General features: G+C 44.6%; 17 protein-coding genes. 9 read left to right on the top strand and 8 right to left on the bottom strand.

What is annotated here, in order from left to right; translation table 11 throughout:
* Window positions 1-48 precede the first annotated feature (48 nt).
* The 3 genes from trmB to ACX5KA_RS10190 are packed head-to-tail and all read right to left on the bottom strand — an operon-like array spanning window position 49 to window position 2,491.
* Window positions 49-717, bottom strand: coding sequence for a tRNA (guanine(46)-N(7))-methyltransferase TrmB (gene trmB / locus ACX5KA_RS10200; protein WP_039218008.1), 669 nt, complete (start codon window positions 715-717; stop codon window positions 49-51).
* Complete coding sequence (locus tag ACX5KA_RS10195; RefSeq protein ID WP_205622702.1) at window positions 717-1,532, bottom strand: ABC transporter permease; 816 nt, start codon at window positions 1,530-1,532, stop codon at window positions 717-719. The genes trmB and ACX5KA_RS10195 overlap by 1 nt, the downstream gene beginning before the upstream one ends.
* 26 nt (window positions 1,533-1,558) lie before the next feature.
* A complete protein-coding gene (locus ACX5KA_RS10190; RefSeq protein WP_039218010.1) occupies window positions 1,559-2,491 on the bottom strand; it encodes an ABC transporter ATP-binding protein in 933 nt (310 codons plus the stop codon).
* Window positions 2,492-3,084: 593 nt separating this feature from the next.
* On the opposite strand from ACX5KA_RS10190, the gene pdsR reads away from it, so the two are divergent.
* The 6 genes from pdsR to ACX5KA_RS10160 all read left to right on the top strand — a co-directional run bounded on the left by pdsR (window position 3,085) and on the right by ACX5KA_RS10160 (window position 11,233).
* A complete protein-coding gene (gene pdsR / locus ACX5KA_RS10185) occupies window positions 3,085-3,774 on the top strand; it encodes a proteobacterial dedicated sortase system response regulator (protein ID WP_014951008.1) in 690 nt (229 codons plus the stop codon).
* Window positions 3,775-3,835: 61 nt separating this feature from the next.
* A complete protein-coding gene (gene pdsS, locus ACX5KA_RS10180; protein WP_458731056.1) occupies window positions 3,836-6,022 on the top strand; it encodes a proteobacterial dedicated sortase system histidine kinase in 2,187 nt (728 codons plus the stop codon).
* A gap of 116 nt (window positions 6,023-6,138) precedes the next feature.
* Window positions 6,139-8,445: a TonB-dependent receptor gene (locus tag ACX5KA_RS10175; protein ID WP_458731055.1), complete on the top strand. Its 2,307-nt coding sequence runs from the start codon at window positions 6,139-6,141 to the stop codon at window positions 8,443-8,445.
* Between the two features lie 72 nt (window positions 8,446-8,517).
* On the top strand, window positions 8,518-9,198 hold the full coding sequence (locus ACX5KA_RS10170) for a Fe2+-dependent dioxygenase (protein ID WP_458731054.1): 681 nt from the start codon (window positions 8,518-8,520) through the stop codon (window positions 9,196-9,198).
* A 167-nt stretch (window positions 9,199-9,365) separates the two neighbouring features.
* Window positions 9,366-10,022: a methylamine utilization protein gene (locus tag ACX5KA_RS10165; RefSeq protein ID WP_458731053.1), complete on the top strand. Its 657-nt coding sequence runs from the start codon at window positions 9,366-9,368 to the stop codon at window positions 10,020-10,022.
* Complete coding sequence (locus tag ACX5KA_RS10160; protein WP_458731052.1) at window positions 10,022-11,233, top strand: hypothetical protein; 1,212 nt, start codon at window positions 10,022-10,024, stop codon at window positions 11,231-11,233. Before ACX5KA_RS10165 ends, ACX5KA_RS10160 begins: the two co-directional genes overlap by 1 nt.
* Before the next feature lie 134 nt (window positions 11,234-11,367).
* Here ACX5KA_RS10160 and ACX5KA_RS10155 read toward each other — a convergent pair whose 3' ends face one another.
* The 4 genes from ACX5KA_RS10155 to ACX5KA_RS10140 all read right to left on the bottom strand — a co-directional run bounded on the left by ACX5KA_RS10155 (window position 11,368) and on the right by ACX5KA_RS10140 (window position 16,942).
* Window positions 11,368-12,552, bottom strand: a complete 1,185-nt coding sequence (locus ACX5KA_RS10155) for an energy transducer TonB (protein WP_458731051.1) — start codon at window positions 12,550-12,552, stop codon at window positions 11,368-11,370.
* 45 nt (window positions 12,553-12,597) lie between these two features.
* Complete coding sequence (locus tag ACX5KA_RS10150) at window positions 12,598-13,680, bottom strand: CNNM domain-containing protein (protein ID WP_458731050.1); 1,083 nt, start codon at window positions 13,678-13,680, stop codon at window positions 12,598-12,600.
* A 147-nt stretch (window positions 13,681-13,827) separates the two neighbouring features.
* A complete protein-coding gene (locus ACX5KA_RS10145; protein WP_458731049.1) occupies window positions 13,828-14,997 on the bottom strand; it encodes an SO_0444 family Cu/Zn efflux transporter in 1,170 nt (389 codons plus the stop codon).
* Between the two features lie 268 nt (window positions 14,998-15,265).
* Complete coding sequence (locus ACX5KA_RS10140; RefSeq protein ID WP_458731048.1) at window positions 15,266-16,942, bottom strand: carbon starvation CstA family protein; 1,677 nt, start codon at window positions 16,940-16,942, stop codon at window positions 15,266-15,268.
* Window positions 16,943-17,255: 313 nt separating this feature from the next.
* Between ACX5KA_RS10140 and ACX5KA_RS10135 the strand changes: the two genes are divergently transcribed.
* Complete coding sequence (locus ACX5KA_RS10135) at window positions 17,256-17,774, top strand: hypothetical protein (RefSeq protein WP_458731047.1); 519 nt, start codon at window positions 17,256-17,258, stop codon at window positions 17,772-17,774.
* Window positions 17,775-17,891: 117 nt separating this feature from the next.
* Here the strand turns inward: ACX5KA_RS10135 and ACX5KA_RS10130 are convergent, their stop codons facing one another.
* Window positions 17,892-18,857, bottom strand: a complete 966-nt coding sequence (locus tag ACX5KA_RS10130; RefSeq protein WP_458731046.1) for an alpha/beta hydrolase — start codon at window positions 18,855-18,857, stop codon at window positions 17,892-17,894.
* Between the two features lie 376 nt (window positions 18,858-19,233).
* Between ACX5KA_RS10130 and ACX5KA_RS10125 the strand changes: the two genes are divergently transcribed.
* Window positions 19,234-20,121: a TraB/GumN family protein gene (locus ACX5KA_RS10125; RefSeq protein WP_458731045.1), complete on the top strand. Its 888-nt coding sequence runs from the start codon at window positions 19,234-19,236 to the stop codon at window positions 20,119-20,121.
* Window positions 20,122-20,290: 169 nt separating this feature from the next.
* Entirely contained in the window at window positions 20,291-20,761 is a 471-nt protein-coding gene (locus ACX5KA_RS10120) for a prepilin-type N-terminal cleavage/methylation domain-containing protein (protein WP_039218040.1), read from the top strand.
* Window positions 20,762-21,229: the final 468 nt, after the last annotated feature.

Raw genomic sequence — 21,229 nt, 5'->3', positions numbered from 1 at the left:
TCGCCCCGCTATTATCAATTTCCCGCAGTCCATGCTGCTATAGAAAGCTCAGCTTTCTTCACTACGGCAGTTTAGCTGCCAGCACGATTGACCGCTACCTCGGTACTTTCGCTCAAACGGCGTCATATGGTTCTCGCCGGTGACTTCAGATAAATCAGACACCATGCCGTAATGCTTAGCCGCTTGCGCAAACTCCATCAGATAGATAAGCCAATTGCTGCGCACCTCAATATTAGGAGTAATTGCCATTAAATCGACCATAGCTGCACTTCCATGCCAGCGCTTTTGAACCTGCGTCTTTTTTGGATAGGGGTTGGGATACAGCAAAAAGTGCTGAGTCACGTTCCAACTAGACTGCTTTACTAAACGCCAAAAGTCGTTCACATCCGCACGAATAACCCGATAGTTGTCTTGCTGTGCGCTGTAATGCTCGTGTTTATCCACCCGCAGCGCCGACTTATCAATACCGATAACACGCGCATTGGGGTTAGCTCTTGCAATATTCGCCGTGCTTTCGCCAACGCCGCAGCAAGAATCTAAAATGATCTCGCCGCTAAAGCCATCAAGCCACGCGCTGACATCATCAAACGCGGCTTGTGTATGGTCGCTAATAGGTCGCTTATTTTCACTCGCTTGGTACTTTTTCACTAAGTCGTCTAACTTATCGTGAATACCTACCTGCGATGTTGTGATTTCTCTAGAATTACCGCTGGCCATTAGCTACGAATACCTTTACCCGTTTTAAGTAGGTAGTACGCCACACCAAATAGCAGTGCATTAAAGCCCACTAACAAGACAAGCGACAAGGTTACATTTACGTCAGAGACCCCTAAGAACCCATAACGAAACCCGTTGACCATATACACAACAGGGTTCGCCTTACTCACCCACTGCCAGAATTCAGGTAAAAGCGACAACGAATAGAATACGCCACCCAAGTAGGTTAAAGGCGTTAGTACGAACGTGGGAACCACGCTAATATCATCAAAGGTCTTCGCAAATACTGCATTAATTAAACCTGCCGTTGCGAACAAGGTAGAGGTAAGCAGCAAAGTGAGCGCAATAATACCCAAGTTGTGTATTTGCACATCAACGAAAAACAGTGACACCAATGTAACGATAATACCTATAAGTATGGCGCGGGCCACGCCGCCGCCCACATACCCAAGAATGATGACCGAGGTGGGTACTGGTGACACCAACAGCTCTTCAATGTTGCGCTGAAACTTAGCACTAAAAAATGAAGAGGACACGTTGGCGTAGGAGTTTGTGATCACCGACATCATAATAAGGCCAGGCACAATGAACTCCATATAAGTAAAGCCGCCCATCTCACCAATTCGGTTACCAATAAGGCTACCGAATATCACGAAGTACAAACTCATTGTAATAGCTGGCGGCACAAGGGTTTGTACCCATATGCGCAAAAAGCGCGTACATTCTTTTATCCAAATAGTGGTTAGCGCCACATAGTTTTGCTTAAACCAACCCACGTTTTCTTCTGTGTTCATTTGTGTACTTTCAGTTTTCATGTTTTTCACCTTTACCTATTGTGGGTTTAGCCAGCTTGCTTCGCTGATTCAACTAAACGCACAAATAGCTCTTCAAGGCGATTTGATTTATTGCGCATGCTCATCACTTGAATACCCTTTTCACTTAGCTGGGTGAAAACCGGGTTCAATCCTTCCGTTTTCTCAACATCAACTTCAAGGGTATGGTCGTCAATCAAACGGTGTTCAAAGCCCGTTAGTAGGTTGTCCGTATTCGACACACCATCTGGAATTTTGATATCCAACACAAAGGTTTCTAGGCTTAGTTTAGACAATAAAGCTTTCATGCTGGTGTTCTCGACAATGGTGCCCTTGTTAATAATGGCGATATTGCGGCACAGCATTTCTGCTTCTTCAAGATAGTGAGTAGTGAGGATGATGGTAATCCCCTGACGGTTAATCTCTTCTAAGAAACCCCACATAGAGCGACGAATTTCAATATCTACGCCCGCGGTTGGCTCATCTAAAATAAGCAATTTCGGCTCATGCATGAGTGCTCGAGCAATCATCAGTCTTCGCTTCATACCACCCGATAGCTCACGCGCGCGGGCATCGCGTTTTTCCCACAGGTCGAGCTGAGCAAGGTATTTTTTAGCACGCTCTTTCGCAATACTGCGCGGCACACCGTAGTAACCTGCCTGATTCAATACAATTTGCAGTACAGTTTCAAACTGGTTGAAGTTGAACTCTTGTGGCACCAGTCCAATGCAGGCTTTAGCCTGCTCTTTTTGCGTTGTGAGGTCATAACCAAACACCGACACATTGCCATTGGTTTGGTTTACAAGTGAACTGATAATACCAATAGTGGTAGATTTACCCGCCCCATTTGGGCCAAGTAATGCGAAGAAATCTCCTTCTTGTACTGTAAGGTCGACGCCTTTTAGTGCCTGTACGCCACCTTTGTAGGTTTTGGTTAACCCTTTAATGTCCAACGCTTTCATGATTTGCCCGTAGTGAGAGTGTGATCACTAAGACGTATTGACCTTTGATGCAAACCAAAGGTCAGCACGCCCTAATTAACTTAAGTGAGATGCAGTTATCTGTCGCTAAAAACTTACAACCAACGAAGTGTAACCTAGTTCATGCTATTAAATGAATACACTCGCGTTTAGTGGTTGCTTTAAACAGTTTAAACTTTCGTCTTCTAAATGAGAGCGAAAACGCCTTTTTTCAACCCCAATAAAAAAGCGCCGCGTACCGTTGGGGTAGTACGCAGCGCAAAGGGTAGCAGTTATGCGTTTGAGTGCTCGACAAGCATTGGCTATTAAACCCGTTATACATGGCAGAAAAATCGCGTAATTATGGAAATGTGGTGGTGATTTAAAATGCCTGTACAATCAGCATGTAGAGGAGTGCGCAGAGTCTTATTCAAAGTCGCATTTCTCAATGCTCTACCAGCTGAAATTTCACGATGCCCACTCTCAAATATGGCGTAAATGAGGCAGGCTTGAGGATTTTATGCCGAACTTAGGCAACAGCTGTCATTCATAGGTATAGTGTGCGCTCTATTACAATTATATTTGCGGGTTAATGTATGCCAAAGACAATTGCATTAGTGGAAGATGACGCGGCCATTCGCGAAAATTACATTATGGCGCTTAAAGCGCAGGGCTATAGCGTGAATGCCTATGAGGACAGACCGTCAGCTGCTGAAGCGTTTAACCACACCCTACCCGACTTAGCCATTATCGATATTGGTTTGAAAGACGAAATAGAAGGCGGCTTTATGCTGTGCCAGCAACTGCGAGGCCTATCCCAAACCCTTCCTATTATCTTTTTTACTGCACGAGATAACGACGTAGATACTATCAGCGGCCTTAGAATGGGCGCGGATGACTATCTGACTAAAGATATCAGCATGGCCCACTTGCTTGCGCGCATTGCAGCCTTGTTCAGGCGTACGGATTTACTTGCTGCCCCAACAGAGCAAAAAGATGAGCTAAAAGTGGGCGACTTAAAAGTAGACGTGTCGAGAATGACGGTAAGCTGGCAAAACCAGCCCGTTTTATTAACGGTCACAGAGTTTTGGATGCTGCATGCGCTCATTAAGCGCCCTGGTCATGTGAAAAGCCGCCAACAGCTAATGGATGAGTCCAGAATGGTGGTAGACGACACCACTATTACTTCACATATTAAACGTATGCGTAAGAAGTTTGTTCAGCTTGACCCAAACTTCGATCATATCGACACCGTTTACGGCATGGGATATCGCTGGCAGCTGTAGCGGGCTTTCGACTAAGACCGCGTTTCGTCTGATTAAAAGATAAGGGCAACCGACTAAACACATGGGATTCCGCTTTTCAATACGCCTTCAGCTTATGGTGCTGTCGCTGTTCTTATTCACCATACCCTACTTAGGTTATAACTATGTGTGGGAGCTTGAGCAGTATCTGCGAAACGGTCAAGAACAAACCATGATTGGTACGGCGCGAGCTGTTGCCACTGCACTACACGAGCGTCCCGCTTTATTTGATAGCCAATCGGCGTATCTTCAAGACGTGCGCCCCGGAACAGATCTTTACGCGCCACCTATCCCGTCCCCCATTCGACTTGATGGCGAACTTAACGACTGGCAGCAAGTCAGCGAGTTAATGAGTGAGTATGGCAGTGGCGAAGTTATTGAGTACTACAATGGCTATGCGGGTGAACCCACCAGCTTGTCGTTTAAGCATATGGTGGGGCGCTACGGTCAATTTCTGTATGCCATGTTTGAAGTCAGTGATGACGTGCTGCTCTGGCGGCAACCCAACAGTTTAAGCGTGGAAACAGGCGACCACCTGCTTGTGGGTATGGAAACCCCACAAGGAGAATTAGCAAGATATGTTGTTGCTCCTTATGAAAGTGGCTGGGTAAATGCGTACAAGCTCGCAGACAACACAACGACCACACGGGCGGTAGAGAACGCGCTCTCTATTCAAGGTCGCTGGCAAGAGACAGCCACAGGCTACAACATTGAACTGCGCTTTCCGCTATCTATGACCACAGGCGGCTTGGCATTTACACTTGTCGATGTAGACAACAATGAAAGTCGATTGAAGCAGTACGCGTTAGGTACGGCGAATACAAAAGAGCTCGCTGAATTAGGTACTGTTATCACCCCTTCCCCTGAAATTGAGCGCATACTGTCCGGGTTAAAATATGCTGATTCACGAGTATGGGTAGTAGACAAGCACAAACGCGTACTCGCTCGGGCCGGTGATATTCAATCGGCTACGGGCATTGAAGTAGATGAAAAAGAAACTTCTACAAATGCAGTTTGGCATTGGATAGAAAGTGAGTGGTTACTTCCTCTTTATTATCAAATTCTTACGCGGCCACCGGCCGACTTTATTGACGAGCTAGACGATGCTTATGCATTGGTAGGGCAGGATTTAGGCACGGCGCTGAATGGCCAACCCGATTCACTATGGCGTTTGTCACCCGATAACAAAGCCATAGTACTTTCCGCTGCCTACCCAATTTTTATTGAAGGCAATGTAATGGGGGCGGTTATTGTAGAGCAAACCACTAACGGTATTCGTACGTTGCGGAACCGAGCGTTAGAACAGCTCTTTCACGTGATTTTAGCATTGATGACCATAGGTACATTAGGGTTACTGCTGTTCGCTACGCGAATTTCAAACCGCATTCGCTCCCTTCGCGATAACACTGAAGCCGTGATAGATGATAATGGCAAAATCATTGGAACCCTGCCGGTATCAAATCAGCGTGATGAAATTGGTGATTTATCCCGTTCATTTGCAGATGTGCTTTCACGGTTACAGCAGTACAACTCCTATTTAGAAAACATGGCATCCCGCTTGTCTCACGAACTTAGAACGCCCATTGCCGTGGTAAAGTCGTCGCTGGATATGCTGACTCAGGTAAGTGACGCCAGTCAGCAGGCAGTCTTTGTTGAAAGGGCTCAGTCCGGCGTGAACCGCCTAAGTACAATATTAAACAGTATGAGTGAAGCCACGCGATTAGAGCAGGCAATTGAGCAAGAAGACTTAGTTACCTTCAATCTAGTGAAAGTCATTGAAGGATGTGTCGAGGGCTATCAGCACACCTACGCGCTAAGAAAATGGACATTCATTTCAACGGACAATAGTTTACTGATTGATGGCGCTCCTGAACTCGTTGCCCAACTGTTCGATAAAATCGTGTCAAACGCTGTCGACTTTAGCAGAGACAATGATGAAATAACCATTAAGCTGGAAAAGCATGACAAATCAGTAGCATTGTCCGTAAGTAATCCAGGGCCATTGCTTCCTAAAGGGATGAAGAGCCAGCTTACCCAGTCAATGGTGTCGGTAAGAAAAGAAAACGACGTGCAAAACACTGCACAATCTCCACATTTAGGTCTAGGGCTATACATTGCCAATATTATCGCCCAGTTCCACAAAGGCCGAATATCGCTGAACGATAGAGAAGATGCATCTGGTGTGGTTGTGCTGGTTACATTTCCCATATCTCCCAACATAAAGCATTAAGCAATTCTTAAAACACTTTAAAAACAAATCAAATGAGAATGTTTATCATTTATGTTTACATATCTATTTTTATTAAATAGACTTCGTCCTCCTTACACACACTCAAGGGAAACAGGATGAAAAACACTAAATTAACTATGGGCGCCCAGACCATTGCCGCAGCTTTGGCATTCGGTAGTGGCGCGGTAATGGCACAGGAAGAAATAGAAACGTGTAGCGATGCGACGTCTGCTGAATGTGAAGCCGTATCTGATGAAGCAATAGAACTGATTAAAATTCACGGCGTACAGCAATCTATCTACCGCTACAATAAATCTGGCGATCCTCGTCGCCTAGCAGATCTTGTTGACACACCACAAACCATTAGCGTTCTTACCCAAGACCAAATTCAAGAAAGTGGTAGAACGGACCTTAAAGACATTCTGCAGGCGCAAGCTGGTGTGACTTTAGGTACGGGTGAGAATGGTAATGCTTTTGGTGACCGCTATATTATTCGTGGCCACGAAGCGCGCAGTGATGTGTTCGTTGATGGTCTTCGCGATCCAGGTATGACAACCCGTGAAAGCTTCGCAACCGAACGCGTTGAAATTACCAAAGGTCCTAGCTCAACCTTTGCCGGTCGTGGCTCTTCAGGTGGTGCGGTTAACTCTATCACCAAAAAAGCGTCTACCGCTTACAACTTTGGCCGTGTTGATGCCGCTGTAGGTACGGACGAGCATAAGCGCGTAACCGTCGATTTGAACAAAACCCTCACTGAGACCAGCGCAGTGCGCTTAAACGGCCTGTATTCATCAGAAGATAAGCCTGGGCGCGAAGGTATTGAGCGTGACCGTGAAGGGGTTCAGCTTTCTTATGTCAATCAACCTACCGATCGCTTGTCATTTACCGGGGATATTTATTACCTAAACGCTGAAGACATTCCTGACTTAGGTAGCTATTACGACAGGGATGCAGGCTACCCGCTTGAAGATATTCCTGTATATGCACAAGACGAAGACTTTCAGAACTCGGAAGTGACTACATTCACTTTACGTACTGAGTACGATATCAGTGACAACGTGCGTTTTTATAACGCAACCCGCGTAGGTAAAACGGAAAACGAATACATTACAACGGGTATGCGTGGCACTAACCGTGACGCCACCGACCCTACTGCACCAGGTGCTTATACACTATCGTTAAGCAACCACCAAGGTTGGCAGGAAGTTGACTATGTAACTACCCAGTTTAACCTATTCTGGGATACGGCTTTTGCAGGTATTGATCACCGTTTCGTGTTCGGTTTTGAATACACCGACGAGTCAGTAGACAACGGCGTGTTCAATATGGATTACACTAATCCATCAAACTGCTTAACCGGCGGTCGTCGCGGTGTATCTGAAAGTTACTGCCTATTAGATGGCAGTGGCAATGAAGTTGATAACATTAGTTCGTTGATGGGCAAAGCCTTCACACGTGGTGATGCAGATGCGCTGTTTGATATTGAAACCTACTCACTCTATGTTATGGACACCTTTGAACTTACCGATGACCTTAACGTTTTCGCCGGTCTTCGTGTAGATAGCTACGATTACACCAATGCAACGTCAGGACGCGGTGGTGATCAGCTTTATGCTTTCGAGGATGAACTGTACAACGGTCATTTAGGCTTAGTTTACGACGTCACTGAAAACGGTAACATCTACGCTTCGTATAGCACGGCAACCAACATAAACGGCGGTGAATCAGATCTTGGTGCTAACTGTGGTTATGGCGGTATTTGTGGTACGCCAGAGCAAGCGTCTCAAGCTGACCCTGAGCAAGTAGAAAATATTGAGCTTGGTACTAAGTGGTCGCTGTTTGACGAAAAACTTGTAGCAAATGCAGCGCTATTCCGCATCACTAAGAGCGACGTACACGAGAGTGTAGGTGATGCTTACTCAACGCTTGGTACATTAAACACCGGTGAAAACCGCGTAGAAGGTATTGAGTTTGGCTTAAGTGGTGATATTACCGATAAGCTTAGCATTCAGGCGTCTGCTGCATTTATGGATTCTGAAATCCTTGAGTCTTACAGCGAAGATAACATCGGTCTTGCGCTAAGTAACTTCGCAGACGAAAGCTTCTACATTCAAATGCGCTATCAGCCTAATGAGAAGTTTGCCTTTGGTGGAGACTACAGCTATCAGTCAGAAATGTACGGCGGCCAACCAGATACTGCGGCTGGCTATAGCGCTGAAACCGGAGAGTACTCTATCGTAGTTCCTGATTATCAAGTGGTTAATCTATTCGCCAACTACTATCACTCAGAGTCACTAACTTTCCGTGTTAACATTGGAAACTTGTTTGACGAAGAATACTGGACGGCAGCCTACCGTTCTGGCGCCTTCATGTATATCGGTGATGGTCGCAACATTACAGGTACCGTTAGCTACGAATTTTAATGCTAGCATGACCTAGGCGGGCAACCGCCTAGGTCTTTTTATATTAAAAACACTCTTAAAAGCGTTGAAAACATGATTATTATTGATGACTTATTGACGAAAAGCGACGTTGCTCAGTTTCGTCAGCAACTGTCTAGTGCTCCCTTTGTTGACGGCAAGAATACGGCAATGGGAATGGCTGCAGGTGTCAAAAATAACGGTCAGGCGGATGCCCAAGACTCGCGTGTTCAACAGCTTGCTAACCTCTTGTTGAGTAAGTTAGGTAACCACCCTAAAGTTATATCCGCTGCCCTGCCCCAACGTATATTTCCACCGTGCTTTAATCGCTACAGCGAATCACAGACCTATGGCTATCACGTAGACGCTGCAATTATGCGTATTCCAAATACGCCCGATGTTTTACGTAGCGACATGTCGATGACGATTTTCCTTACAGATAAAGACGAGTACGAAGGGGGTGAACTTGTTATTCAAACAGGTTTTGGCGAGCAAAAAGTTAAATGCGATGCGGGAAGCGCCATACTCTACCCATCATCAAGTCTCCATAAAGTCACGCCAGTCACTAAAGGGGAGCGTATTGCCGCCATCACCTGGCTGCAAAGTATGGTGAGCGACCAACAAATGCGTGAAACCCTTTTCCAGCTTGACCAAAGTATTCAGTCGCTAGTTAACGCCGGCACCGCAGAGCGAGAGCAGCTTGACGGACTTCATCATGTTTACCATAACTTGGTAAGAAAGTTCTCTCAGGTTTAACCGCTGTCAAACACAAGCACCAGCGCGAAAGTTTTCTTAAAAGCGAAATAAAGTCGAAGCCAATAAGGTCTTATACTAAAGGTGTAACGCAGTTGTATATTACTGGGTTTATTCTATGGTTAAGTCAACAGACGTCTTCTTTGAATACTTTGTGCCGTGGTACTTGAATGAAACACAAAACCGTTTTTAGCGCCCTTCTTCTTATGGCTTGTTCAAGTATGGCATTAGGACAAGATGAGCGCACCGCAAGGTTTTCTATAACGCTGAAAAATAGCGATGGCCCCCCCGTCGACAACGGCGTGTTTCTTTTTGAGCCTCAGTTCGAGGTCGAGGCGCATCAGATGCCGCATCAAGAACCTGCCGTAATGAATCAAATAGACAAACAGTTTGTTCCTCACGTGCTTATAGTAAAAGCGGGTACTGAAGTGACCTTTCCTAATGCAGATAACTTGTTTCATCATGTCTATTCATTTTCTCCGGCAAAGCAATTCGAACTAAAGCTTTATAAAGAATTTACCGCAAAGCCTTTGCGCTTTGAAAATGCAGGTATTGTCGATATTGGCTGTAATATTCACGATTGGATGCTGGGATATATTGTTGTTTCAGACTCCCCTTATTTTGGAAAAACGAATACTGAAGGACAGTCTTCAATTTCACTTCCTCATGGTAAATACACAGTCCGTTTTTGGCATCCGCAAGTGGATGGTGAAAAAGCGCTTCCTTCCAAGTTAATCTCTGTTTCTGCCAATACTGAAGTAACATGGGCACTAAATACAAACATAATCAGGGATGGCGGATTCGATTCTGGTTTCGGCGACTATTGATGCGGTTTGGTACTCAACTATTAACGCTATTGTCACTAGCGTTTTCGTTAGCTAGTTACGCAGAAACAGATTTTTTATTACGTGGATCGTGGGCGCTAAAAGAAAATACGCAAAGCTTCCAAGACTTTGGCCAAAACCACCAGCGATTCGAAGGAGATGGCTTACACCTTTCTCAAGCCGTTATATCAACCAACCTGCGTTTGTTTGATGATTGGACATTATCTGGTGTTTTAAATACTTACAGCGACGGCGAAGAGCGGCTCAACTTTTCTCAGCTATATCTCAAGTATCGGCCACTTAGTGCTTCCTCGATAAAACCTGAAGTAAAAGTGGGTGCCTTTTACCCTGCTATATCTGCTGAAAACACAGATTTTGGCTGGCTATCTCCTCACTTCCTCACTAACTCAGCTATAAACAGCTGGATTGGTGAAGAACTCAGAATCGGAGGCATCGAAGTTAGCGTTAGACAAAATGGCCGACAAGTACGAAGCAGCTGGTCATGGAAAGTATTGGGCAGCGTATTTAAAGGAAACGATACTACAGGTACACTACTTTCTTGGCGGGGCTTTACGCTTCACGACAGACAATCGCTCTACAATGATAGGGTGAATTTTCTGCCTATACCGGGTGTTATCGATGAGGATGGATTGAATGCTCCTGCATGGACCGAACCCTTTAGAGAAATAGACAACCGCTTCGGCTACTATTTTGGCGCGCATGTGGCGTACAAGCGTATGGCTGAAATCCGCTACTACTATTACGATAACAACGCAGATGCCAATGTGGTCGAGTCTGACCGCATCTACGCATGGCATACACGCTTTCATTCGTTAACGCTTCGCTACATGTATAACCCTAACTTTACGGTATTTTCTCAGTTGCTGGTGGGCGACACGCTAATGGGCAAAAGTATTGTAGATAACGATTTTAAAAGTGGCTTTGTTGCTGCTGTATACAGCATGACTCCATACACGTTTGCTACACGTGCCGACTGGTATCAAGTAAATGATAATGACAATTACGCGCTTGACCCCAATGGCAGCGCGGGGCGTGCGTTTACCATCAGCGCTGGGCGTAACATTAGCGAACACTTCTCAATAACCGCCGAGTGGCAGGTAAACTCAGGCAATCAACAAAACCTTCGCTTTTTCCAAGACAACGAACACTTTACCGAACATTTGTTCCAGTTAGCACTAACGGCCACTTTCTAATTGCGAGATTTTTCTATTTAGGAATTAGAACTCTGTTACTGTGAAACACCCTCCTCAACTTGCGCTGTGGCTTTCTGGCAGCAAAGAAAGTGAGGTAAATTCCCTTTATTCAGCTTGAGCTTGGCTGAACGAAACTATGAACTCTCAGCAACTTCAATAAGATTGAATGTAGTGGCTTCGTCACCTTTTACCATCACCTGACATTGACCCCAGCTTTGTGGAATATGCCAAACGTGAGCCTCGGCCACCGTAAACTTTTCTCGGTGAGAGTCACAGCGAACTTCTACAGTATCAAGTTCGCCCTGTATGTTATTAAAAGCAAACTTATTTCTCACCAGCGTATGGAACCAACGACCGTTGTCTCCCATGCTTACGGGTACTTGAAGATTTTTCTCAGACGCAATAGATGTTTCAATCTGATTTACTATTGCGGCAATTTCGTCAATACGCGGTTGTTGCTCATCCATTTCTTGAAGCCTGCTGTACGATTTTAGGGCGTCGGCGTAATATCCACGCTGAGCATCAAGAAGTATTTTCCTCTGAAGTATGTAAGCCACATAATCGTCATCAAAAACGGCATTGTTAAAACGCTTTTGTCCATTACTGGAAAGTAATCGCGTCAGGCTTTTCGCTTCTCTTTCAATGTCGCTTTGTTCTCTTGCAATCTGTGACTCCAAATTGAGCAACCACGCATTCTCGTACCGATTTAACGTGTCCCAACTCAATAGCTCTTTAAGAGCCTCGTCTGCCGCCTCAACATTACCTGCTTTGAATATTTCATCTACGTTTTTATAAGCTTTAATAAATTTGCGGGTGGCGCCCGTTTTTCCACCGATAGTGAAATCCAATTGAACAGCTTGGTGGCATTGCTGAGTTGGTTCACCGTCTTTTATTGCTGGGTCATACTGCCATTTTTTAACGGCTGATAGGGCACTGCGTTTGAAAGAAGAGCTTCCGAAAAAATCCTCTACCACAGGATCTTTCACTCTACCTTCTTCATCAATAATGTAGCTCAGCCTAACCCAGCCTTCACGGCCTTTTCTCGCCGCTAGAGAAGGATATCTCGGGTTAACTCGCTCTAACGGAGTCGCGGGTTTAAATGCACTTATGCGCGCAACTTCATTGGCTTTCGCTTCAGCTAGGGCTTTTTCTTCAACCTCATCGCAGGGAATGCTTAATTCTTGCGCCACTGCGATACTTGTGTAAACAGTGGTCAGTAATATGAATAACGCTAATGACAGTGTTTTTTGTTTAGCTTGTTGCCCGTGTATTTTTTGGACATTATTCCGTTTCGCTTTATTAAATGTTGTTTTTATCATCACTATCATCCTTAATAACATTTCAAACTATCGCAGCGATATAAACTATTTTTTCCGTGAGGAAGTTTCAAGTGAGGCATCAGGAACATTTTTGATCATCATTTGCTCCTTGCGCTTGGTCATCATTTTAGCCAGCCGGCGCATACTCACTGTTGTATCCTTTTCGTCTACAATATCTACGCCCAACAAGCGTTCCAGCAAATCTTCTAAAGTTAAAACGCCTTCTAAACCACCGTACTCGTCGACTACCAGCAACATATGTACGTGCTTAGTTATAAAGTGCTCGAAGGTGACTGACAGCGGCATAGTGTTTAACACAGTAACCATGTCTTTGGCGTATTCTGAAAGTGGCTTATCCGTATTTCCTCTGGCTTGTGCCACCAATAAATCAGAGCGCATAACAAATCCGGTAATGTTTTCTGAGTCGCTGTCTTCAAATACGGGGATACGGGAGAATTCGATATTGGCGTGCTTGTGAAAAAAGCCTTCTACCGTCATCGACTCAGATACTTTAAACAGCGCCGTGCGGTGGGTAATTGCGTCTTTCACTTTCAGCTCGTGCAAACTTAACAAGCTTTGTAGAAACGCCGCTTCGTGATTAGCTAGTTGACCTTCTTGCCCCGACAACTCCGCCATGGCGTGTAGCTCACTACGGCTTAACCCGCGAAGTGGGCTGTCTTCTTTAAAGCCTTTAGTCATTAGTTCAGACATTTTAACGAACGGCATAAGTACAATTGAAAGATATTTAAGAAAATATGCGGTTACCGGAGCTAATGCTCGCCAATACGTTGCACCAAGGGTTTTAGGAATAATTTCTGAGAAAATGAGAATAAGCAGCGTAAGTACTGCTGAAATAACACCTAAGTAAGCGTCGCCGAACACTGCGGCCGCTTGCGCACCTGCGCCTGCTGCACCCATAGTATGAGCGATAGTGTTCAGCGTTAATATAGCCGATAAAGGCGTATTTATATTATCGGTTTGCTTACGTAATAGCGCACCACTGGCTTTGCCCTCTTTTTCTAGGACAGAAATGTACGCAGACGAAACACTCAGAATCACAGCCTCTGCAATGGAGCACAAAAAAGAAAAGCCCAGTGCAATGAAGACATACACAATAAGTAAAAGCATGTAGTTATTCCAAGCGTCCTTGTAGGTTTAAACGCGTTTTAATTTTAATTAAATGAACGACTATTATGGATAATAGAGCGGGATATACAAGCGCTCTATGAATATCATTTGAGCACTTAAAAATGAAAGGCATCCGCTGGGCTACTGTTAGCCGCAGCACGCCGAATGTTGCTCTTGGTTATGACGGTGTTGCTGCAGCTTTTTCACGCCCAACCTCACCATAAGCCCAGCCAACAGGATTGTACATAACCCGTAGATTATCTGAACACTTGCCCCGTGCTCATGAACATGGCTTTGCGTTTTGATCATTGAGGCTAAAGAAAACGAAGATACTAGGTAGTTCAGTGCGTAACCAAAACCAATACTCGCAGAGATAACACTGAAAAGGTAAAGCACTAATGTTCGCGTGCCCATTTCTTGTTTGATCATGCCCATGGTTGATACGTTAGTAGCAGGCCCTGCCATTAAAAACACTAAAACAGCGCCGGGCGATAACCCCGCCGCAAGAAACCCCACCGCAAGTGGCGTTGACGCTGTAGCACATATGTACATAGGAATACCTATAAGTGCCATTACTAGCATGGCGACTACGCCATCCCCCCATTGCGTTAGAAAGTCGGTGGGTACCCACGTTTTAATTGCCGCGGCAAGTGCTAAACCAATTAATAACCATATCACAATGTCTTCAAGTAACTTACCACTGGCATATGAAAGCACGCTTGTGATTTTCGAAGGCGAAGACTCGGGTAGAGGCGTGTCTGTACTTTCGTGGCTATGAGCATTTGTTTTTTCGCTTGCACAACAGGACGTGCTGACCTGTATTTGCGGTTCTTGTTTAGGTGCTTGCTTTGACCCACAGCACGATGACACCGTCACCTCAGACTGTTGTTGTCGATTTTCTTCAGCTTCTGCGAAAAAACGTACCATCAAACCAGCATAAATGGCGCTTGTAATGGCCGCGATGGGTCTAACAATGGCATAAAGAGGTCCGAGCAATGCGTAAGACACAGAGACACTGTCTACGCCAGTTTCGGGCGTAGACACCAAAAAAGATATCGTTGAAGACTTAGAAGCTCCACTTCGGCGCAAACCGAGCGCAGCAGGAATAACGCCACATGAACAAAGTGGCAAAGGCGCGCCGATAATAGCAGCTTTGCTAATAGAGCCGAATGATGCGCTACCCATGTGCTTTTCAAGAAAAGAGACAGGCACTAGCTCGTGCATCACTCCTGCGACCAGTAAACCCAATAGCAGCCATGGCGCTGATTCCATGAACAACGCTAGAAAATTTTGCCCTAGTAAAATGATATCTGACACATAGCCTCTCTTGTAACCCAGACATAGCTGCCTTACTTGCAGACATACACTACTCGTGTACAAAGTCACGTAATCTTTAACACTGTAAATAGTAACAGATATAAAGTGCGACAGAAAATCAACAAAACTGATTAGGTCAATTGCAGAAGCATAAAAATGGCCAGCACAAATGTACTGGCCGAATGTTGACTATCTCGAGAGTGTGCTTTTTAAACTCAGAGGTCAACCATGAAACATCGAATCAGTGCTCAATTAGCCATTAAGCTGCTTATTCTTGTGTTGCGTTTCCTTTTTTAAGCTTAGACACTACAGAGAAAGCTTCGAGCATGACTAGTACCGAAACAACCAGCACGACTGCATCTAAGAACACCAGCAAGTAATTTCCTTCAACATAGTATTCTTTGAGCTTTATTAGGCCCGCGAAGAAAGCCATTATTAGTACAAACACCATTGGTATAAGCGTATACTTCGCAGGTCGCCCCAGCTTGATCAACATAACCGATATAACTAGTAGGGTAAGACTAGCTAGGATTTGGTTAGTAGAACCAAATAGGGGCCATATGATCATACCGCCGCTACCTGACGCACCGCCTGCACCAAATGCAAGTAATAAACAGCAGCCAACCGCCACAAGGGTCGCTATAACGCCGTTTTTCAGTGCACCAATAGAATAGATATCGCCCCACTCTTGTATGATGTAGCGTTGTAAGCGTACACCTGAATCCATCGTAGTGCCTGCAAATAGAACAACCATTACAGCAAGAATCGTTGAAGAGAAATCTACTGGCAATCCCCAGCCTTGCTGAATAAGGTTTGCTCCACCGGTGATAAACGCGCCAACACTGCCAGCGCCCAGGTGACTGTATACTTCATGCCATTCTTCAGGTGATGCAGCAAACGCAACGCCGCTTACTGCGACTATGGTAATAAGCGCAAGTGAACCTTCACCAATTGCACCCAAGTAACCAACAAAGCGCGCATCGGTCTCTTTGTCTAGCTGCTTAGAGCTAGTGCCTGAAGATACAATGCCGTGGAAACCAGAAACCGCACCACACGCAATGGTAACGAACAGCAACGGAATGAGACTTGGTGAATCTACTGCAGTTTGCGTGTTAAATGCTGGCGCAGTGATATCTGGCATAGCAAAGAATACCGCACCGTAAAGCAAGAATAAGCCGACAAGCAACTGCATACCGTTAATGAAATCACGAGGCTGTAGCAACATCCAAACCGGCAGTAGGGAGGCAATAGCTGCGTAAACAAAGAGAATGATGATCCAATTTGCTTTGTCGGCTAGACCAAACATAGTTTCTGGCAAACTTAGTGGGATATAGCTACCTGCATATACCGAAGCGTAAAGCACAATAATGCCAACAATACACAAAGGAATAAGGCTGAAGTTACGCTTTAATAACTGACCGATAATCAATGCAACTGCAATCGCCATCCACGCAGGGAAAACCGCATTGGGCTGAGAAACAAAAGAATTAGCAATAACAACACCGAACACAGCGTTAACCATAAGCAGGACTAGGAATATTACTATCATGAAAAGCGCACGGGAGCGTTTACCGATAACACTCTCAGAGAGCGCTCCCATGGATTTGCCTTTGTGACGAGCGCTTGCCCATAGCGCGCCCATATCGTGGACGCCGGCAAACAAGATCGTGCCGAAGACAACCCAAAGTACGGCAGGAACCCAGCCCCAATAAACTGCGATTGCTGGCCCTACTATGGGTGCTGCGCCTGCTACTGAGGTAAAATGATGGCCCCATAACACTACTTTATTGGTAGGAACAAAGTCGACACCATCTTGCATGGTATGGGCTGGGGTTACAAAACTATCATCCAATTTGAATATGCGGCTCGCAATAAATTTTGAATAGACGAACCAACCGAGCAACATTCCAATGATGCCCAGTATCACTATGGCAATAGACTGCATTTTATTATCCTAATATTGTTTTTCTAAGGCCTTTGAAGTTTTAGCATGTATCAAAGCTTAAAAGGCCCAAGTCTGTCTTCTAACATTAAACCATTTGTCGCCATGGTTTAACGCCATTGTAAGACTAAAGTCTAATTCTGACGTAGTTTTTTCCAACTCTTCATACCACTTGGTTGATTTTTTACGACTCGCATTCGCACAAGCTTGAGCCAAAACGGTTACTTAACGTAAATTTTGGTCAAATAAGAAATCAGTACTTTAAATAAGATGCATTCTCGTTTATAACTACGCCTTTTTTGGGGCGGATAAAAATATGGCATCACCTAAATTTCACATGGCTTTTCGCAAATATCACCGTTGGCTTGGTTTTTTTCTCGCAGGAATAATGGGTGTATACGCTATCAGCGGCATTCTTTTAATTTTTCGCCCTACCGATATATTAAAGTACGAACAAGTCCAGACTAGGCAATTCGAAGCAAACCTATCAGGTGAAGAATTGCTGCCTTTGCTCAAAATGAGAGGCAGTAAAGTCACCAGTGAAAATGTAGACGAAGTCGTACTTAATGTGGGCCAGTACAATAAAGCTACGGGTGAAGCCACTATCACCAAAAAAGACTATCCTATCGTTCTGTCTAAAATGGTGAAACTGCACAAAGCAACAAATAATAGTCCTCTCTTTTGGCTTAATATTAGCTTTGGCATAGGCCTGCTGTTTTTTGTGATTTCCGCGTTTTTGATGTTTGTTCCCAAACTCCCCATGTACAAGAACGGGCTTAAAATTGCCGGTATTGGAGCTATCGTTACCGTAATAACAGTAATCTTTGGTTCGTAAATTTTGCTTTGTAGTGTTTATTTCGTAGTGGTGGCTCCGAAATATTCGTTTAGTTAAGCCTGTGTAATGGCCCGCTTGGTACGCATACTGAAAGGTATGCGTACTGGCTAATTAGAATCAGTTGGCAGAAAGAAAAAACGATTTCATCGTTCTATAAGTCGTTTCAGACTCGGGCGTTTTATAGAAAATCAAATATTCGGCATGAGATAGCCCTTCAAAAATTTCTATTTGCGCAACACCTCCGCTATCACGTATTGCACGACTCACCCTTACCGTATCGCTTAGAAACATGTCTCGCGTCCCAGTCACTAGCAATGTTGGTGGGAAGGCTTCAAACGAACCGTAAAGTGGAGATATAGCCGAGTCTGTTAGTGCTATTTTGCCAGCATATAGTTTGGCGGCAGCTTCAAGTGTTCCATCGTAGGTCACTAACACACCGTCTATACCCTCATTTATATAAAGACTGTCGCTGGTTTTGGTAAGGTCGGCCCATGGCGTTCCTGCATATACAGCTTTAGGTAGAGGACTTTTACTGGTGATAAGAGACTGAACTAGTGAAAGGACCAGACTACCTCCCGCAGATGTTCCACCCACAAATACATTTCCCTTACCAGCTTGGTCGAGTAAAGCATTGTAGACTGCAACTACGTCATTCAGTGCGGCTGGAAAAGGAAACGTTGGTGGCATCCTATAGTCAACGCTGTACACCACAATGCCTAACCTTTCAGCGACAAGCAGCCCTTCTTCAATGCTCGGTAAACCACCAAAAAGGACAAACGCCCCACCATGAATATCTAAATAAACTTTATCTTCAAATTCAGGCGTAATCATTTTAGGTGTCAACTTGCGCACTACAACATCATTTATATTCATAAGCTCAACATCTACGTTAAGCTCTTTCTTCATCTTTTTGATTTTTTTCTTCTGCTCGCTATTTCTAGCGTGAACATAGTTTCTCCACTCTTCATTATTACGAGGCGTACTCGCTATTACTTCTTCTTTGGTGAAGTGGGGAAATGCTGAGATGCTTTCTATCAGCGCCTTGCTGGCTGCTTGGGGTAATGGGGGCTTATTATTTTGCATAGGTCTTGTAGTAGCTAATGTAGAAGGAGTAAACAAGAGTATAAGTACGTACATCAGTAGGTCTATAATTTTATAATGAATAAACGCCTGACATTGATAAGTAGCTTTCTATAAGAATAACGTTACGTGAACAGAGATGAATACCAATCCGCATAGATAGTTTCCCACGCGGACGGGCAAGTTTAAAACCTAGATGCGTATTTCCTGATTGCTTAAAAAAACCGGACCAAGTACAGGTTATATCTAGATTGCATTTTGCTACGCTAGATTATAATTTAGTCACGACTATTCAAAGTTTTACGATTTTTTCAAAAGCGAAGGGATATAAAATCGCACGCTTTAACCAATTATTAAGTACATAACCTTAGGGATGAAGATGAAAAGCTTTTCTATACACAAACTCCTGTTCTCATTAGGGCTCGCTGTATCTACGGTGACTTCTGCTATAGCCGACAATGAAAGCCAAACGTCCGTCTGGAAAGTGTCTAATGGTGAAGATGCCGTATATGTAGGTGGCACTATTCATATTTTACCCATTTCTGAATTCCCACTGCCGAGTGAATTCACCGATGTCTATGAGCAAGCAGACACACTAGTGTTCGAAGTCAAAATGCCAGATCCGACAGATATTGAAGGCCAAAAGAAAATGATGGCAGGGCTCGCGTATGAAGAAGGCAAGTCCCTTAAAGATGATGTTTCAGAACAAACGTATCAAGCGCTTAATAGTTACCTTAATAACTTTGGCGCTACTGCGGATCAGTTAGCTCAATTCAAGCCAGGCATGGTGGCATCAATGCTAGTTGCTATGGAAGCACAACGCTCTCAGATGGCTGGGCAAGGAGTGGATGCTTACTTCATGCAGTTAGCGGCACGTGACGGTAAAGCAAGCGAATACTTAGAATCACTAGATTTTCAAATCAACATGCTGGCCAACATGGGCGCAGGCGAGGAAGACCGCCTCATCTCTGAAACATTGGAAACCTTACCAGAGCTAAAAGAAATGCTACAAAGCACCATTAAGGCATGGAGACACGGTGACACTGAACAAATTGATGAGTTAGTAGTAGATACATTCAAACGTGAATCACCTACTTCTTATGATGATGTGTTCACTAAACGTAACCAAAACTGGCTACCTCAAATCGAAGCGATGTTCGGCGATGAAGATCAAGAGTTCGTTTTAGTGGGTGCTGGACATTTAGTGGGCGATGACAGCGTAATTGCTCTACTAGAAGCTAAAGGTTACAAAATAGAGCAAATGTAGATCAGGATAAGCCTATAACCTTCACCATTAAGCTAGGCATTATCCTAGCTTTTTATACCTAAGTTCCCTCAAAATAGACCTTAGCTAAAGTCTATTTTAAAACGCTTTTTCAATGATATACTATTTGGTTGTACACTTAACGAGTTAGGGCAAGATAGGACTAGAAGGTATGCAGAGTAAAACGAAAGGTTTCACTCTCATAGAGTTAATTATAGTAATTGTCATTATTGGCATACTTGCTGTCACCGCTGCGCCTAAACTTTTAAATATTCAAAAAGACGCGCAGGCAGGCGTACTCAAAGGCTTAAAGTCAGCTTTAGTCGCTTCTTCAGATCTTGTCTATGCTAAATCACTCCTTGAGGGGGTTGAAGGCAGCGCTGATACCACCCTATCTTCAGGTATTCGTGTACGCTATGGCTATCCTTACGCAACACAAACGAATTTAAAGCTTGTAGCAGACTTCACCGAAGACGATTGGAAACTTACAGGCTCGGCCCCTGAAGTTATCTTTACTCTAGAAAGACAAACTAGCGGCTTTAGCAATGATGAGATTGAAGAAGACGAAGTATGCAAGCTTACTTATCGTCACCCTAACCGAGGTGAGAAGCCCACTATCACGGTCAATAACTGTAATGCATAACGCAACCTTCCCGCAGTAACAATAGAACCGTCTCGCGCATTTCTACAGTCCTCACAAGCTTAATAGTTACCAAAGTGGAGTACTTGTTTAATCTAGAACTTTTGGCTGCACGGAAGCAGCTCTAGGCTTGAATATAAAAGCAGCGCTGGGTCTACCACGTGTTACTTCTACTCCCCTTCAAACTTTTTGATATGGTTTAAGCGCGAGTGATAGTTGTGCCCTCTGAAACCCGACACCGCATGGATGCGGTTTCGGAGCTCTTACGTAAAAACAAGGATGGGTTTACGGCGAACTCCCTCCTCTCTCTCCAAAGTCTTATTTTATGCATAGTAAGGGAGTGATTGTTGTGCCCTCTGAAACCCTACACCGCAGGGACGCGGTGTCGGAGCCCCCATGGATGGGTTTACGGCGTGTTTCAGAGGGCACAACAATCACGAACTAAATCGCAGGCATAAAAAAAGCGCACCT

The organism is Alteromonas alvinellae, assembly GCF_902705805.1.
This window is presented reverse-complemented; position numbering and strand designations above follow the sequence as displayed.